General features: G+C 60.4%; 12 protein-coding genes. 6 read left to right on the top strand and 6 right to left on the bottom strand.

The annotated features are described in order from the left end of the window. Positions 1–56: 56 nt before the first annotated feature. The 4 genes from JZI28_RS10950 to JZI28_RS10935 all read right to left on the bottom strand — a co-directional run bounded on the left by JZI28_RS10950 (position 57) and on the right by JZI28_RS10935 (position 2,636). A complete protein-coding gene (locus JZI28_RS10950) occupies positions 57–584 on the bottom strand; it encodes a hypothetical protein (protein WP_375697604.1) in 528 nt (175 codons plus the stop codon). Positions 585–587: 3 nt separating this feature from the next. Then, complete coding sequence (locus JZI28_RS10945) at positions 588–785, bottom strand: hypothetical protein (RefSeq protein WP_375697603.1); 198 nt, start codon at positions 783–785, stop codon at positions 588–590. After that, positions 779–1,006, bottom strand: a complete 228-nt coding sequence (locus JZI28_RS10940) for a hypothetical protein (protein WP_375697602.1) — start codon at positions 1,004–1,006, stop codon at positions 779–781. Before JZI28_RS10940 ends, JZI28_RS10945 begins: the two co-directional genes overlap by 7 nt. Positions 1,007–1,067: 61 nt before the next feature. After that, positions 1,068–2,636 carry an ADP-ribosylglycohydrolase family protein gene (locus JZI28_RS10935; RefSeq protein WP_375697601.1) on the bottom strand — a complete coding sequence of 523 codons (1,569 nt, stop codon included), beginning with the start codon at positions 2,634–2,636 and terminating at the stop codon, positions 1,068–1,070. 249 nt (positions 2,637–2,885) lie between these two features. Between JZI28_RS10935 and JZI28_RS10930 the strand changes: the two genes are divergently transcribed. From JZI28_RS10930 to JZI28_RS10920, 3 genes are read left to right on the top strand one after another with little or no spacing between them, the layout of a single operon-like run. Further along, a complete protein-coding gene (locus tag JZI28_RS10930) occupies positions 2,886–5,567 on the top strand; it encodes a PD-(D/E)XK nuclease family protein (protein WP_375697600.1) in 2,682 nt (893 codons plus the stop codon). Beyond that, positions 5,560–8,724 (top strand): UvrD-helicase domain-containing protein, encoded by a 3,165-nt coding sequence (locus JZI28_RS10925; RefSeq protein WP_375697599.1) that lies wholly within the window; start codon positions 5,560–5,562, stop codon positions 8,722–8,724. The genes JZI28_RS10930 and JZI28_RS10925 overlap by 8 nt, the downstream gene beginning before the upstream one ends. Positions 8,725–8,766: 42 nt before the next feature. After that, positions 8,767–9,735, top strand: a complete 969-nt coding sequence (locus JZI28_RS10920; protein ID WP_375697598.1) for a metallophosphoesterase — start codon at positions 8,767–8,769, stop codon at positions 9,733–9,735. Positions 9,736–9,788: 53 nt separating this feature from the next. Here the strand turns inward: JZI28_RS10920 and JZI28_RS10915 are convergent, their stop codons facing one another. Both JZI28_RS10915 and JZI28_RS10910 read right to left on the bottom strand, forming a co-directional pair. Further along, positions 9,789–10,778, bottom strand: a complete 990-nt coding sequence (locus JZI28_RS10915; RefSeq protein ID WP_375697597.1) for a helix-turn-helix transcriptional regulator — start codon at positions 10,776–10,778, stop codon at positions 9,789–9,791. Between the two features lie 100 nt (positions 10,779–10,878). After that, positions 10,879–12,915: an AAA family ATPase gene (locus JZI28_RS10910; RefSeq protein ID WP_375697596.1), complete on the bottom strand. Its 2,037-nt coding sequence runs from the start codon at positions 12,913–12,915 to the stop codon at positions 10,879–10,881. 118 nt (positions 12,916–13,033) lie between these two features. Here JZI28_RS10910 and JZI28_RS10905 point away from each other — a divergent pair, with 118 nt between their 5' ends. Genes JZI28_RS10905 through JZI28_RS10895 form a run of 3 tightly spaced genes read left to right on the top strand, consistent with a single transcriptional unit; the run spans position 13,034 to position 15,553 of the window. Then, the gene (locus JZI28_RS10905; protein WP_375697595.1) at positions 13,034–14,440 is read left to right on the top strand and encodes an exonuclease domain-containing protein; all 1,407 of its coding nucleotides are present in this window, start codon (positions 13,034–13,036) and stop codon (positions 14,438–14,440) included. Continuing rightward, positions 14,424–14,879, top strand: a complete 456-nt coding sequence (locus tag JZI28_RS10900) for a hypothetical protein (RefSeq protein WP_375697594.1) — start codon at positions 14,424–14,426, stop codon at positions 14,877–14,879. The genes JZI28_RS10905 and JZI28_RS10900 overlap by 17 nt, the downstream gene beginning before the upstream one ends. A 5-nt stretch (positions 14,880–14,884) precedes the next feature. After that, positions 14,885–15,553 (top strand): hypothetical protein, encoded by a 669-nt coding sequence (locus tag JZI28_RS10895; protein WP_375697593.1) that lies wholly within the window; start codon positions 14,885–14,887, stop codon positions 15,551–15,553. The last annotated feature ends 49 nt before the right edge of the window (positions 15,554–15,602 follow it).

The following is a 15,602-nucleotide window of genomic DNA, read 5'->3' as shown; positions in this document are numbered from 1 at the left end:
CAGTGAGAGCAAAAGTGGACGACTTTTGCGCCGCCCGCCCCGGCAAAATACCGGCGCTACCGTGGCCTAATTTGCAACCGCCCTATACACAGGATGCGAAACGCTATTACTTGCGGATCTGATCTGTCCGTCCGGTCATAAATAAATTCTTCACCCACAAGCATGTCGTCGATCCTTTGGTCTAACCAAGAGGGGGTCTGAAACTGCAGTCGCGCTTGTTCTTTTCTGTCTTCGGCTTCCAATGCCTTGCGGGCTCGGCTTGCCAGGATTTCCCGCAGCTCAGCTTCTTCGCCTTGCCGCAATTTTTCCTTAACCCACGCACAAGTATCATCGTTGTTCGCATCAGGGCCCACCTTGAACGGCGTGAACCCGAGTTGCGCTCGCAGCGTGTTTGTCTTCCCCACGTGGTCAGCATTCATGGGAGTTACGCCTCTTTGGCGATCTTTGGCTTCGGAGATACTGTCGTACAAATGGTCATACTCTTCGGGGAAGAGTGCAGCGTGTAATTCTCGTCCTCGCTGCTGTCGAGCTTCGTCTTCGCCCTTTTGAGATCCCGATGAACTTGGTTTTCCGTTCTTTTCCATGCCTCAATCCTTATTTGTTGGAGCGTTGATTTTCTGTGCAGGTTCTCGGGCTTTGTACAGCTGGCAATCGGTGATCGCTGAAATCAGGGGCATCCGCGGCCGTGCGTTAATCCGGTGTTCCGGATGTGTGCCGCGGACACCCAGGCCGATACCAATGGCCCAGTGAAGATAGCTGCAACCTTTGCAGTCTGCGATCAGCATTTTTGATCTCCATTGACGGGCGCCTGCCGCAGTTCGAAGTGGTCGAAGCTGTTGGGGCCTTCCTGCTCTCGTGCCTTGTTGAGCGCGCGCAATGCCTTGTCGTAAGGCATGGGGTCGGACACGATCGCGGGTTCATCAAAGCTGTAGGTGTCTATGTACACCAGAACCCATTTTTTTGCTGCTCGCTCCTCTTCATAGCGCCGTTTACGTCCTTTGCTCATGCGTGTTGGATCACTCCTCTATCAGTTGAAAAATTCATGTGCAGAGGGCATGGCTTGCCGCTCATGCCCCGGGGTAGGCCCGAGCCAGCTGCTCCGCGCCGTCATGCTCATGTTCGAGCCGTAGGTAATCGCGCACCAGACGGGTGATGGCGTCGGCGCCCTCGATAATCGGAGCCCAGCGATGTTTCAGAGCAGCTAGCGGATCAATCAGGCCCATCATGTTGCCGGCAATTGCGCCGGTCGAGTCGCTGTCGCCGCTGTGCAGGACGGCGATCTGAAGCGCGTCATCAAATGTCTTTCCAGCAAGGCAGGCGTAGAGCGCGATCGACAGCGCTTCTTCGGCGGTCCAACCCCCTCCGAGGCTTTCGACCGTCTCGGGGGATCCATCCCGCGGGGCATCGAGCGCCTTGTGGATAGCGCGTGCGGTTTCGGAGCCGTTCTCGAGTCGCTCGTATTCCCCGGCCGTTGCAGCGGCGGCTTCGTCCAGCTTTGCCCCAGTCGCAACATCGGCAAGCATCTCGGCCCAGGCTGCAGCAGCCAACTGGCCGGTGGGATGTCCATGCGTCAGCGCAGAGGTATCGATCGCAATGGATCGCACCTGATCTCGCGGCACCATCAGGGCCACCGGGGCCACGCGCATGATCGTGCCGCACCCCTTGCTGTCATTTTTTGCCAGCGCTCCGAGGCTGTGGGCGTCACAGAGGGACGACAGGCAGGTCAATCCAGGCGCGCGGCGCGCCCAGAGCCGCCGATCGGAGATCAAGCCCACGTCGTCTGTTTCAACGCGCGGCTTGCCGCCTTGCGTACGATACCAGCGCAGGAGAGCATGATGAACCACTGAGGGTGGATGACAAATCCCCTTGAGTGAACCGCGAACATGGGCCCGAATGAGACCCTCGGCGGTAAACAGCGTCATCTGGGTGTCGTCGGTGATTGCACCCCGCAGGCCCTGATGCGGTGGGAGATCCGAAATCCCCTCCGGGAATTTGCGCCGGATCGCATCAAGCGACAAGAACTCGATCTCGGCACCTAGACTGTCGCCCAAGGCACCACCGAGAAGGCATGAATGGAGCCGGATGCATGGTAGGTCATAGTGGCGGGCACGACGGGTCACCCAAAGTTCCTGTTTTTTGGTTTCAACCGCGCCCGGACGAACGGCACGCACATCGCTGATGGCCTGGGAGGCGGACCAACCGCGTTCCGTCAGCATCAAAGCAGCGATCGTGCCGGCGCGGCCGAGGCCACCGCGGCAATGCACGACAACGCGGCCACCACGCTCCAAGGTGCCATGCAACTGAGCGGAAAGGGCGGCCCACTTCTCCATGGCGTCGTCCGTGGGAGTGTCCAGATCCTGGACCGGAAAGTGGAACCAGTCGATACCCTGCGCCTTCACGGCCTCGCCGAGCTTGGGCACGCCCAGCATCTCGAATTCGTGGTCTTCCATAAGGCTCAAGACGGCGCTGGCACCCCATCCTTTGATCGCGTCCATGTCGAGATCAAGGTCTCGATCCCACGCGGCACCAAAGACACTCTCGCCTTTCTTACCGGGACAAAACGTGATGCCCAGTCGCCCGTTTCCAAGGGCCAGGTCATCAATGCGCAGGGGGTGGGTGATGCTCGTTCGAACCAATCGCGTCTCCTTCTCGTCTCGATTCGTTTTGATACTAGACCATGGGTGCGTCAGTTTCGGACGTATTGCTCTGTGGGGTGGGTTGTAACTTGTACGTATTCCATAAAGATTACGTTTGAGCAGGGGTTAAAGGACTACGTCTCGTTTCGATTCGCTGAACAGTCTGACGCCTTGGCTGCATGCGCCATTCCTAAGTGTGGCGAAACAAAGCGGGTGTAGGTCGATGCAAGTCTCGGCGAGGAGGTGCGGATGAATGGTCTTGAGCCACTGGTGACGGTGCATTCCGGCACGGGCGCGTTTCGGGCCATAACGCCTGACCTTCTGGCGGAAACCTATCTCGCGCCGCGCCCTCCGGCGGTTGATCTGAACTCAGTGCTGACAGTTGGGGCGTTCCCATGGTCCGCGAGCATGGCCGTTGCGCCGATTGAAACGGCTGCCGCGGTTTCAGCGGCATTTCGTAGCCTCGCGGTGGCGACCCAAGGCTTGAACCCGGATGAGGTCGACCTCGGGTCGCTCGATCGCGACAGCCGCCTTTACAAACACCTCGCCGCGCTCTGTGACCTCTGGCGTAATGCCCCAAGTGGGCTGCCGGAGGATCTGCAAGTTTATGCCCATGTGCTGGCCTGTGCATCTGGCGATGCGCTTGAGCCGCTTCCGTTGGTGGCAGCTGATCCATGCGGCTTCGCGACCCCTATCGAGCGCCGACTGCATGCGCATTTGCTGGATCATCACCAACTCGCCGATGCAACGTTCCGGAAAGAATGGGCAGCGCGCCGCGCGCCGCTGGCAACCGGCGCGGCCGAGGGTACAAGCTTGTGGCGGGCGCAGCAGGGTTTGACGGGCGCGTCCATCCCGTCTGGTCCGCTCGACGACAGCTTGGCGTTCTTCGCCCTCCGTGATGACGCGGAGGAGGCCGATTTTGCAGCGGCGCGGGCGCAGCGCTTGATCGACCAAGGCGTATCGGCCCATGAGATCGGTCTGTTGGTGCCAGACGAGACGGGCTATGTCGCGCAGCTTCGTCGTGCATTCGATGCTGCTGGTGTTCCGATTTCGGGCTTGCCCGTGCAGCCCGACCGCCGAGACATAGCCGGTGAAACGCTCCTTCAGCTCCTGTTGTGTTTTCAGGCGCCAGCGCCCGCCATGGCGCTCGCCAGTCTTTACATATCCCCGCTGATGCCATGGTCGTCCGAGACAGGGCTACAACTCTCACGTGAGGTGATGCAGGGCCGCTTTGAGCCCTTTGCGGCTCGGTCGCTGACCGGGCGCGCGCAGCGCTTTTATCAGCTGGTGCGGAGCAATATTGCTCAGACACCACAAGGCATCCTGCAAGCCCTAGAACAGGCTGCCCAGCTCTTGAGTGGTGCAGCCGAGCGGCGAGAGGCTGTTGCTGCATTCCGCGCGAAGATGGGAACGATGCGGGCCACGCTGACTCAGAACCGTTCTCTGGATTGGACTGCCCTCTACCGTGTCGCGACACCCGCCACGCCCAAGCCTTCCCCCTCGGAAGCTTTTGTCGAGGGCGTGAGCGTGTTCACGGAAGGTTCTATGCCGTGGCGCCCGGCGCGACACCTTATTGCCATGGGCATGAGCGGCAATCGCTGGCCGCGTGCAGTTTCTGCGTCGCCGCTCTTTCTCGACGGCGAGCTCAGGATTCTGCGCGAAATGACCGGACTTCATGTCGAAACGCGCGGCGATGCCCTGGCGCGGCGTCTCGAAAAGCTTCGCCGCCAGTTCCTCTGCGCCTCGGAATCATTAACCCTCTTGCGCCCCGTCTTCGCGCCGAATGGTAGCCGTCAAGCTCCCGCGGCTGCCCTGTCGCTTGTGGCGCGCACCGTCGGGAATGGCGAAAAGGGGACCGAGGATGCTGAGGCGTTGATCCACGATCTGCGTGCTCTCCCGCGCGAGCGCTGGCCATTTGCCCATCGGGTTGTCGAGGCATCGACAGATCCGCAACCTAGCGCCGTGCCGGAAGATGGCATCTTGCGCTTGGATCGCGATCTGCTCCGCCGCCGCCTTGCCGATGATGGGCGGATGCGCCCGCAGTCGCCCAGCCGGTTGGAAACGCTCATGGTCAGCCCGCTTGCCTGGAGCCTGTCCGAGTTCGGCGCGGAACCGGTGACCTGGGCCCCTGATGGGCTTAACGTCATGGTTGCGGGCACCATCGCGCATGATGTGCTGGAGTTTCTGTTTCCCAAGGATGCGCCGTTGCCAGATCATGACCAGATCGAGGCCGCGGTGCCGGAGTTGCTTTCCTCGGCCATCCGCAAATATGCGCCGTTCTTGCAGCGGTCGATCTGGGCTGTCGAACGAGAGGGTCTTCTTCGCGATGTCCGAACGGCGGCCCATGCCTGGCGAAATACACTTGAAGGCCTTGGTGCCCGGGTGATCGACAATGAGATCGGTCTTCAGGGCGAGGCACTCGGCATCTTGCTACGCGGACGCGCAGACTGCCTTCTTCAACTGGAAGATGGCAGCCTTCTGGTCGTCGATCACAAGAAAAGCGGCACGCCCAAACGCCGCGCACGCCTTGAATCGGGCTGGGATCTGCAGCTCGGCCTTTACCGCGAAATGCTCAAACGGCCTGAACGAACTGGCGAAGTTCTGGAGGTTGCATTGGCTGGCAGCCCAAGGATCGGGGTCGCCTACCACCTGATCAACGACCAGGGCGTTCTGCTCGAAGGGCTGGAGCCACCTCAAGGCGTCGTTACCGTCGTGGAAGGCGGGATATCCGCGCAGGCTATGGACCTTCTGATCACGCGGCTTGCTGAGGTGGGCTCAGGGCAGATCCGCCTCAACACCGAAGATGACCGCAAGTTCTTTGACAAAACGGCAAACCTCGCACCCTATGCGCTCAATGCCTCGCCACTCATCGCTCGTTTCATGATGCCTGGTGCAGAGGCCGCTGCCAGCATGGAGAACATCGATGACTGAGATGCTGACCATCGTTCCAGCTGGGGCGGGCTCGGGGAAGACCTTTCGAATAAAGTCGGATCTGACCAAATGGGTGAAGGGCAAGCTCGTTGCGCCAGATCGCATTTTGGCGGTGACATTCACCGAAGCGGCGGCCGCGGAGTTGCGCGGGCGGATCCGAGCAAGCCTTTTGGCCGAGGGTATGGTTGAGGAAGCACTGGCTGTCGAACAGGCCTATGTCTCGACCATTCACGGTCTCGGTCTGCGCATCCTGTCGGAACACGCGTTCGCTGCGGGCGCCTCGCCCCAGCCGCGCGCTTTGGCCGAGGCGGAACGTGACCTCCTGATCCGCCAGGCCATGGCTCACGCGCAGTCGCTTGAGGCTGTGAAAGCCGACCTGCCCCGTTTTGGGTACCGATCGAGCTTCTTTTCGAACGCGAGCCAGGAGGACAGTTTTCGCGGCCGGATCCTGACCACGATCGATCTGCTCAGGGGCCTTGGCGACAACGGGAATGACCCCCGACTGGCTGACGCTGCGGTCTCGCGCCTTCGGGACATCTATGGTCGGGTAGAGCCCAACGGGGCGCCCCTGGAGGCGCGGCTCATGGCGGCGATCAATGCCCTTCTGACTGCATTCCCGAATGACCTCACCGCCCATGCGACCTCGGCAGCTGCGCGCACGGCCTTTGGAAAAGACTTCCGAAACATGAAGCGCGCGCAGCGCCCTGGAGAGTTGCGCCGGGATTGGGGGCTCTGGAAGGCCCTGAGCGAGGTGCGTCAATCGAAACGGGGGGCACCAACGCCGGATGGATACGATGCTCTGTCTGATGAAGTGATTGCAGCGGCCGTCGATATTGCGGTCCACCCTGGCCCCTTGGAAGATGCATGCGCGCATCTGATGGCACTTGTGCATGGTGCCCAGGAGGTGATGTCAAAATACGCCGACATGAAGCGCGAGGCGGGCGTAATCGACTACGCGGATATGATCTGTGATGCCGAGCGCCTGCTCCGGACACGTCCGGAAATCCTTGAGGCGCTTTTGTCCGAGGTTGATTGCGTCATCATCGACGAGTTCCAGGACACGAACCCGGTACAGTTCGCGCTGCTGTGGCGCATCGCACAATCCGCCAAGCGCGTGTTGATCGTGGGCGACACCAAGCAGTCGATCATGGGCTTCCAAGGGGCGGACCCGCGCCTGAGCGAGGCGCTCGAACGGCAGCACCCGGACGCGGCCTCGCCCCTCACGGGCAACTGGCGGTCCGATCCGCGGCTGATGCACATGGTGAACGCGATTTCGGCGGGTCTATTCAAAGACGCTTATGTTCCCCTAGAGCCGCAGCGGCCCGAAACTGGCGAGACTTTCGCCGAGATCCTGCGCATTCCAGAAGGGCGCCGATCGAAGAAGTCCCGCCCAGAGGAGCATGTTGCAGCGCGCATCGCGGCGATCCTCGAAGAGGCCGGGCCGGTGGTGGAGCGGGAGGGCGATCCAAAGGCGCCAACATTCAGGACAGTCGAGCCGCGCGACATTGCCATCTTGGCACCGACGCATTCGATGGCAGGGCGCTATGCCAGCGCGCTGAAGCTGCAAGGCGTGCCTGTTCGGATTAGTGCTGCCGGCTGGCTGGACTCGCCTGCCGTTATGGCGGCGCGCAACGCGCTGGCCTTCGCGGTTGATCCGACCGACCGCCATGCGGCCCTTGCATTCCTGACTCTCGGGCCATCTTCAATGCCTCTTCAGCAGGCCATGACCCTGCTCGCCGATGGGGCGTTGGAAGACTGCGCACAGCTCGCCGAGCTGCGCGCGCTGGCCGCGACCGCCCCGGCCATGCCGTTGGAAACTCTGCTCCCGCAGGTGCTCAGCGCCGCTGGCATTCTCGATTGGGCGGCGCGCATGCCGGAGGCGGCGCAAGCCCATGCGGACCTCATGCGGCTCTCCGCGGAGGTCAGCGAATTCGTTTCGGCCCACCGTGACTTCAAGGCCGCAGCTGGCTTCCATGGTGCGAGCGCGCAGGTTTTTCTGGGATGGCTCGAGGCGCGTCGCGAGGAACGCGATTTCGACCGCCACCCTGACCCTGGCCAAAGCGCTGGACAGGGCGTTGAGATTGTCACTTGGCATGCCTCTAAAGGGCGGGAATGGCCGATCACCTTGGTTGTCGGCCTCGACAAGAAGATCGGCGAAAAGCCTGGGACATTGCGCGCCGAGTTCACGGATTTCAGCGATCTGAGCGCCATTCTTGAGCGGGCCCTCCTGATCTGGACACCGGACCTGCCGATCAAGGAAAAGAAGGAGGCCTTCATTGCCGATCGCCGCGCAGCGTCAGAGGCTGATGCGCGGCGCCTGCTTTACGTGGCGCTGACCCGAGGGCGCGATCGACTGATCCTGGAGTGGCCAGACTTTGCGCTGAAGAAACTCGGCGAAAGTGATGGGCCCGCAAACCACGCCGAAATGCTGGTGCTGGAGGCGGGCATGCAGCCGGAGGCCGGCAGTGTGAAAGTCTGTGGTGTCAGTTTCCCCGCACGCACCTTGATGTGCAGCGCTGAGGCCCTAGGTATGCTGGACGCTTCTGGCATCGAAGATGTTTCGGAGAGATTGGCCTTTGGTGAATTGCGACCCACCCTGCAGACCTCTCAGACCGCGTGGCGTGTTCGTCCCTCATTGATCGTGCAGGATCCACTGCCTGAGGTTCAGACGCGCATCGTGCCGTTGGACCTATCGCAAGAGGCCGCAGTGCTCGCGGCGACTGCTGCTGAACGAGGGACTGCGCTGCACAAGGCGATGCGTGTTCTGCTGTTACGTCCGGATCTGCGTCCGCGTCTCTCTGCGGCCACGGGCTTTGACGAGGCTACCTTGGACATGCTGCACGCGCAGGCGGACAGCCTTAAACAATGGCTGACGACCGAAGGCTATACGCAGATCGAATGCGAGGTCCCGATCCAGAGGCGCGAAGCCTCCGGCGCAGAATTCAACGGGATCATCGACCTTCTGGCGACGGGCGACGGGAAGCGACTGATTGTCGATCACAAGAGCGGTGCTGGAAGCTTTGCCGGCTATTTTGCGCAGCTTGATGCCTATCGAGGCGTTCTCGAGGAGCAGGTTCGGGAAGTCAAACCTGACGTGGCAATCCACTGGATCGACAGGGCCGAGTTAGAGGTCTTCGTCGACGGCAAAGCAGAATGAATAGCGGAACACCACGGCGGCAGGCCTCTGATTGCATAGCCAGTGCCGTGGGTTGCTTTACAAAATAAGGAGTGCAGGGCCCTGAGCATCACTGACATAATTCCCGACATCCACGGTCAGGCCGAGAAGCTGCGTATTGCTCTCAAAAACCTTGGTTGGCGGAGGAACGGCACGACGTGGCTTCATTCCGAGCCTGATCGTCAGATCGTCTTCTTGGGTGACTTTATCGATCGTGGTCCCGAAAACGCTGCCGTCATCAGGATCGTGCGCGAACTGATGGATGCGGGGCGCGCCCAAGCCATCATGGGCAACCACGAATTGAATGCCATCCACTTCCATACGGATGATCCTGATACGGGGGCGCCTCTGCGCCCACATGACACCGATAACCTCTTCCAGCACGGCAGTTTTCTTAAGGAGTTCCCACTTGGTGCGTCGCACACCAAGGACGTGCTGGATTGGATGACGAGTCTGCCGTTGTTTATCGAAACTGACGAATTTCGCGCGGTTCATGCGGCATGGATCCATTCAGCAATCGATGACCTAAGGCGACAGACTGGAGCCGGCGTCCTATCAAAGGACCAGCTGATCCGGGCCGGTCGAAAAGGCGATACGTTCCACGATCTCGCTGAAGCAGTGGCAAAGGGGCCGGAGGCACGTTTGCCTCATCAACATTCCTTTGAAGACAAGGGTGGGAAGGTTCGCCACCATGTCAGAGTGAAATGGTGGAACGGCGACGCCCGGACTTGGCGTCAGGTTGCAATGTCAGTGCCAGACATCAATCAGCTTCCAGACACGCCCCTGCCTGATGATTTGTTGACGACCATTTATCCAGATGGGGATTTGCCCGTTTTTTTCGGGCACTACTGGATGTCGGGTGCACCTGAGCTTCAGAGCGCAAACGCGCTTTGCCTCGATTATTCAGCAGGTACCGATGGCCCTCTTGTGACGTATTCGCATTTTGCCGGTTCGCGTGATCTCAGTGTGGAAAATGTAGAGATTCACCGATAGGGGCTGTCTCGGGTAGGACTGAATGCTGACGAATTCGCTGTCGCCAATACTCGTCACGGGTATCGGCGCCGCGCTTCATCCGCTTGGGTGACCATTGCGGCACGCAACTCAGGTGGCGACAAAATCTCGACTTGATCGCCCCACCTGAACAGGTGCCAGCACATTTCGCGCAGCCCACCTGCGCGGAAGGACACCATCAAACTCCCATCGGTCTCATCGGTCATGACCTGTGTGGGGTGGAACAAATAGAGGCGCGCGTCGGGCGCCGCTTCGGGTTTAAAGCGCCAAACGACATCGTACACGTCTTCCTGCCAGATCCCAAAGGATCGGTCCATCCAGGTACCAAGGTTGAAATCGGCCGGCCGCTCAAAAATATCCTTCGTCAACTCGATCCGCTCAAAACCTGCCAAGGCAAAGAGGCGCACATCCTGCGCGTAGTCGCTGAACGCAACAAGATACTGGCGCCCCTCACCGAGCAGCAATGCAAGAGGGCCGATGCGCGCGTTGCGGCTCAAAAGCCCAGTTGCGCGCGTGCGATGATCGACAGTGATCCAGGCACCAGCAAGGATCGCTTCGCGGAGCGTATTCAGCGTTTCGTCTGGAATGCGCTCGCGTGGACCCGGGCGAAGGGCGACGCCATCTGCTTCCAGCAGCGCTGCTATGTCGGGCTCAAGCCGGGCTCGTTTCGGCCCCGGCAGGCGCGCACGAAGACGATCGGAGAGCGCATCTAGGTGATCCGCCGTGACGAGGTCGCCAGACTGTCGCGCGAGTTCGGCGCCGCGATGAAGGGCTGCGATATCGTCAACATTCGGGTCAGCAAGGCGGCCTGCTGTACCTGGCGGCAGTCGCCATCGCTTCCGCCCTCCAGGTTCAACAAGTTCCTCGGTTTGTGGAAAGGCGTCGCGGATCGCATCGCGCATCCGCTCCGCTGTCCTGCGCGACACCTCAAAGGTATCACCGATGTCGTCGAGGGACAGACCATCGGCGCGGCCCTGCATCTGCATGGCCAGCCGTACAAGATCTGCCAAACGACCATAACGCATTGGCGCTCCTCCATTTCCCTCAGAGTGACGGAAACGCGTCATGGATTCAAGCTGAGGACGGTCTGTAAATGTCCGTGCCGCATGAGATGGATCCCTTCGATCAGCTTTCCGCACGAAACCCGATCGGGTTTCTCGTGTTGGGCTTTGCGGCTTGCTCGCGGCGCAGTTCACCGAGGAGCGCGTCGGGCTGAGTGATGCCCAACAGCTTCGATCGCTTGGCAACCACCGCGAAATCCCCGGGCGTCAGTTGGTCGAGGGCCCAAAGCCCAAAGGGCGGATCGGACTTGAAGAAGCGACGGAAGCACGCCTCACGCTGCTGGGCGCTCAGGGGCAGAAACCCGATCTTGAGGCTGAAGCGCCGGGCAGTGGCGGGATCCAGCTGTTCGACTAGGTTGGTGGTGCAAGCGAAGGGCAGGGGGTGGTTTTCCATCCAGGTGAGCATTTCATTCACCTGTGAGATTTCCCATCGATGCGTTGCGCCGTCGCGTGCGCCGAGGAGCGAGTCTGCCTCGTCGAACACAAGAAACGCGCTGGTGTCGCGTGCTTCGGCGAAGGCATTGGCGATATTGCGCTCGCTGCCGCCGACATAGCGATCGAGGAGGTCGGAGGCGCGGCGCTCTAGGACAGGCATATTCATGCGTTCGGCGAGATATCGGGCAAAAGCGCTCTTTCCGGTGCCGGGGGGGCCGCTGAGGCACAGTCCGCCTGTATTGGCCGGTCCACAGGCCAAAAAGTGCTCGGTAATCAGTGCCAGGTCATGGTCTGCATTGGCCAGTTCAGGCTCGAACTGGATGCTGCTGCGACCTGCGAGAGGCGTGTGGCCGCCGCGCACGGCACGCGAAATCGCCGCAGCAGCAAGCTTCACGTCGTCGGCCCCGCCGCGCGTGATCCGTGCCGCACGAAGTGCGCTATCCGCAAGTGCGGGGGCATCCTCCATGCTATGAGCGAGTTCGAGACAGACCTCTTTGGGCAGGCGGACTTGGTGGTGCCCTGCCAGATTTTCCCAGATCCTGCTGCGCACCGAAGCCGGTGGTGTTCTGAGTTCCAGCGTGAACGAAATCCGGCGCAGGAATGCCGGGTCACAGTCGCTGAGATCATTCGTGGTCCAGAGGGTCGGGACCGGGTTGTTTTCAAGTAGCCGATTGATATGCACCTTGGAACCGGCGCGGCGCGTGGAAAGCCCGAAGAGCCCATTGTCGAGACCTGGAAACAGGTCCTCCATCTCGTCGAAGAGGATCAGGCTGTTGCCTTGGTCGCTGAGCAGCCGCTGGCCGAGGCGGAGCTGCTGCAGGCGCTCAAAACGTGACGGCTCGTCCCCATCGTCATCTGCCTCGCCGACAGCATGAAGGCCGGCGCCCAGCCGGTCCGCAAGCGCCTTGCAGAACTCTGTCTTGCCGGTGCCCGGAACCCCATGGAGCAAGATGTTCACGCCCTTTTCGCGCCGTTCAAGCGCACCGCGCAACAGTCGGAACGTAAAGTCACGCCCAGCGCCAAGATGCTCGAATTCTTCCCAATCGACGGACGCGGCCCCGACATGAGCAAAAAGCTTGCCCAGAATGTCAGCAAGGCTGCGGGAGGGTGGATCCAGCGCCACAAGAAGGCGGTCGGAGGGAAAGAGGCCGAGGCCACTCAGGGGCGGCTTGTCGAACTGCACAAGACCGGAAACCACCAAGCGCCCAGTCGGTGCAAGGGCACGCCGCACGCTGGCGGCGGGCAGTCCGGAAAGCTGTGTGACCGCATCCTGCACCGGGATCCGTGCATCATCGACCAGGGAATTGCACAAAGACTTCACGGGTCCAGACCGCCCTGCGCGAACCGCTAGCTCGAAGATGGCGCGCTCATCCGCGTTCAGCCCGACATGGTCCGCCAGGAGGGTTACATTTTCCGTCAAGACATCTGGTTTCGGCTGCGCAGTCGATGCCACGCGCTCCGCGAGCCGCTTCCGCAGGTTGGCCCACACAGGAGCAGGGACACCTTTCTTCCTGAAACTGTCGATCTCCGGATCCCAGTCGAACCCCAGATCTTGATCCTCGGCCCAGCTTGAAAGCTCCTGGGCCACGACACTGCGGGCGGGAAAACTGTTGGCAATCCGGAACGCCAGATCAATCAAGAATCGCTGCTCGTATTTGTGCGTCATGCAACCTCCATGGTGACGAATGGAATGTAGTGGGCGCATGCGTCAGAATCGGGCGTATCTGTGGCGGCGGCGGTGTATATCTGCGTGACCTATTCACTGAAACTGCCTATACAAACTTATGAACTTTGCATTTTTCGATCTCGAGACCACCGGCACGTCACCTGCCTTCGACCATCCCCTGCAATTCGCAGCGATCCTCACGGATGCCGAGTTCAAGGAGATCGAGCGGGTGAACCTGCGTTGCCGCCTGGCACCCCATGTCATCCCGTCGCCGCAGGCCTTGGCGGTCACGGGGGTGCGGCCGCATCAGCTTGTCGCTCCCGAGCTGCCGAGCCTGTTCGAGTTTGCCCAAGAGTTGACCACGCTGGTGTCGCGTTGGGCGCCCGCGATCTGGACCGGGTTCAACAGCATCCGCTTTGATGAAGAGATGCTACGCCAGATGTTCTATCAGAACCTGCAGCCCGAGATTTTTGCCACGCAGTTCAACGGCAATGCGCGCTTCGACATCATGACGGCCGTGTTTGCGGTGTTTCAGCGCCGCCCCGATCTGCTCCACTGGCCCGTCGATGAGACCGGCCGCGTCCGCTTCAAGCTCGATCGTCTTGCCCCTGAAAATGGCTTTGAGGGGCACAATGCCCATGATGCCTTGGGGGACGTCGAAGCGACGATCCACCTTGCGCGGCTGATTGCCAAACGTGCGCCGGACCTCTGGCAACAACTTCTAGCCAATCGCGATAAGTCGCATGTCCAGGCGCTGCTGGACCGGTTCGAGCCGCTTGAGCTGATTGGGCGCTTTGCGGGCGGCCCTCCGAATGCGATCACAGGGTGCCTCTGCGGCTATGCGGCAAAGAACCAGAATCAGGCCTATCTTTTTGATCTCGATGCGATGGACCCGGAAGAGTTGATCACGGCGTCCGATGCAGATCTGATGGCTGCCACGGAAGCTGAGCCGCGTCCGCTGCGTTCGATCTCGATCAACAAGGTGCCGATGCTATTGCCGCCCACGACCGTGACGGATGAACAGCGGCGGCGTGCTCAGGCGCTCGCAGAGGCCCCCAAGTTGCGGCAACGGCTGATCGCGGCGATGGCCGCCCATTATCCGGCCGACCCTGACACAGCGCCGCAGCATGTCGAGCAGCAGATTTTTAACGGCTTCTACGGCTGGAATGACAAGGCTCGGCTGAAGGAGTTTCAGGGGGCGGATTGGCCGCGTCGGCAAGAAATCGTGGCGACATTCGAAGATGCCCGGTTGCGCCAGCTTGGTTCCCGGCTCGTTGCATTCTACGCGCCCAACCTGCTGTCAGCCAGTGGGCGTCGCCGGTACATCGCGTGGCGCCGCGAGCGCTTGAATGCGCCGTTGGACGCCGAGGTTGAGTGGATGACTAGCGATAAGGCGCGCCGGACAATTTTCGACATTCAAGCCTCAGGAGTTTTTGACCCCGCTTTACTAGAACAGATCGAGCGTTTCGTGGACACGCTTGAGAGTGAGAAAAAAACTGGAGTTGCTAATGTCAGATTTACATAAGGACCCTGATTTCCGCGGCGGTCTCTTGACGCTTGACGATAAGTTGACGATGGACCAGATCAGGTTTGTCGGGTCTCGACTTAGAGGCTTAATTCAATGCTACGAGATCGCCTCTCGAGATGAACGGCTAAGGCCTATCGAATGGTCGGAATGGTCCGCCTTTATCGACGCAACCTACGCATGTGGATTTGTCTGTGGCGATGCGGGTGAAGATATGGGCGATCGAGAGCAGACTCCCGTTTATCAGTTTATCAGACAGCTCGAAGGTGACATCGGGCGTGTCGATATTCTCAGCCTGCGCGACCTGCGTCGGATCCTGCATTACATCATGAGAAGCGAGCGCTGGGGCGATGGCGGTGCGGGTACGGGTGGCGGTGCCGTCTGGGGGCTGATCACGTCGCGACTTGGCGATGCAATTGCGCGTAGATTGGGAGCGTGAGGACGATGGCAGATGTGTCGAACGAATTTGATTACTTGCGTGACAAGCACCGTCAGCTGCGCGAGCACAATTCCCCTGAGCTGAACCTGCGCACGCACAGATCGATCAGCTGGATTGCTCGGGCGGCCGCATTAATCGACGACGATCCCGATGCCGCGTTCATCTTCAGCTGGATTGCCTTCAACGCCGCCTATGCGAAGGACATGGGGGATGACCCAGGGTCATTCGCGAGGGCAGATTTTCAGAACTTCTTCGATTCCCTTGTGAATTGCGATCCTAAGGGCCGCATAGCCCATGAGATCTGGTATCAGTTCGAGGGCGTGGTGGCCGAGCTTCTGGACAACAAATACATCTTCAGGCCGTTCTGGAAATTCCACAATGGCGATGCTCAGTATGACAACTGGGAACTGCGCTTCGAGAACGCCAAGAAGGCTGCGCAGTATGCGATCGAGGGGCAGGAAACCGGGAAGCTGCTGAGCATCCTCTTCGACAGGCTCTATGTCCTGCGCAACCAACTTGTGCACGGTGGCGCGACTTGGAACAGCCAAGTGAACCGCAAGCAGGTGCGTGATGGGGTAGAGCTGCTTCTGAGCTTGCTGCCCGTCTTTGTCGATACGATGATTTCGAACCCGAGCGAAGATTGGGGTGCGCCTTATTATCCGGTCGTGGATTGATTGGGTCACCGAATATCGGAGACTGCCGTGGGACCCGCCAAGCCGAGAT

The organism is Pseudophaeobacter sp. TrK17 (assembly GCF_042192375.1).
Lineage (GTDB): Bacteria > Pseudomonadota > Alphaproteobacteria > Rhodobacterales > Rhodobacteraceae > Pseudophaeobacter.
This window is presented reverse-complemented; position numbering and strand designations above follow the sequence as displayed.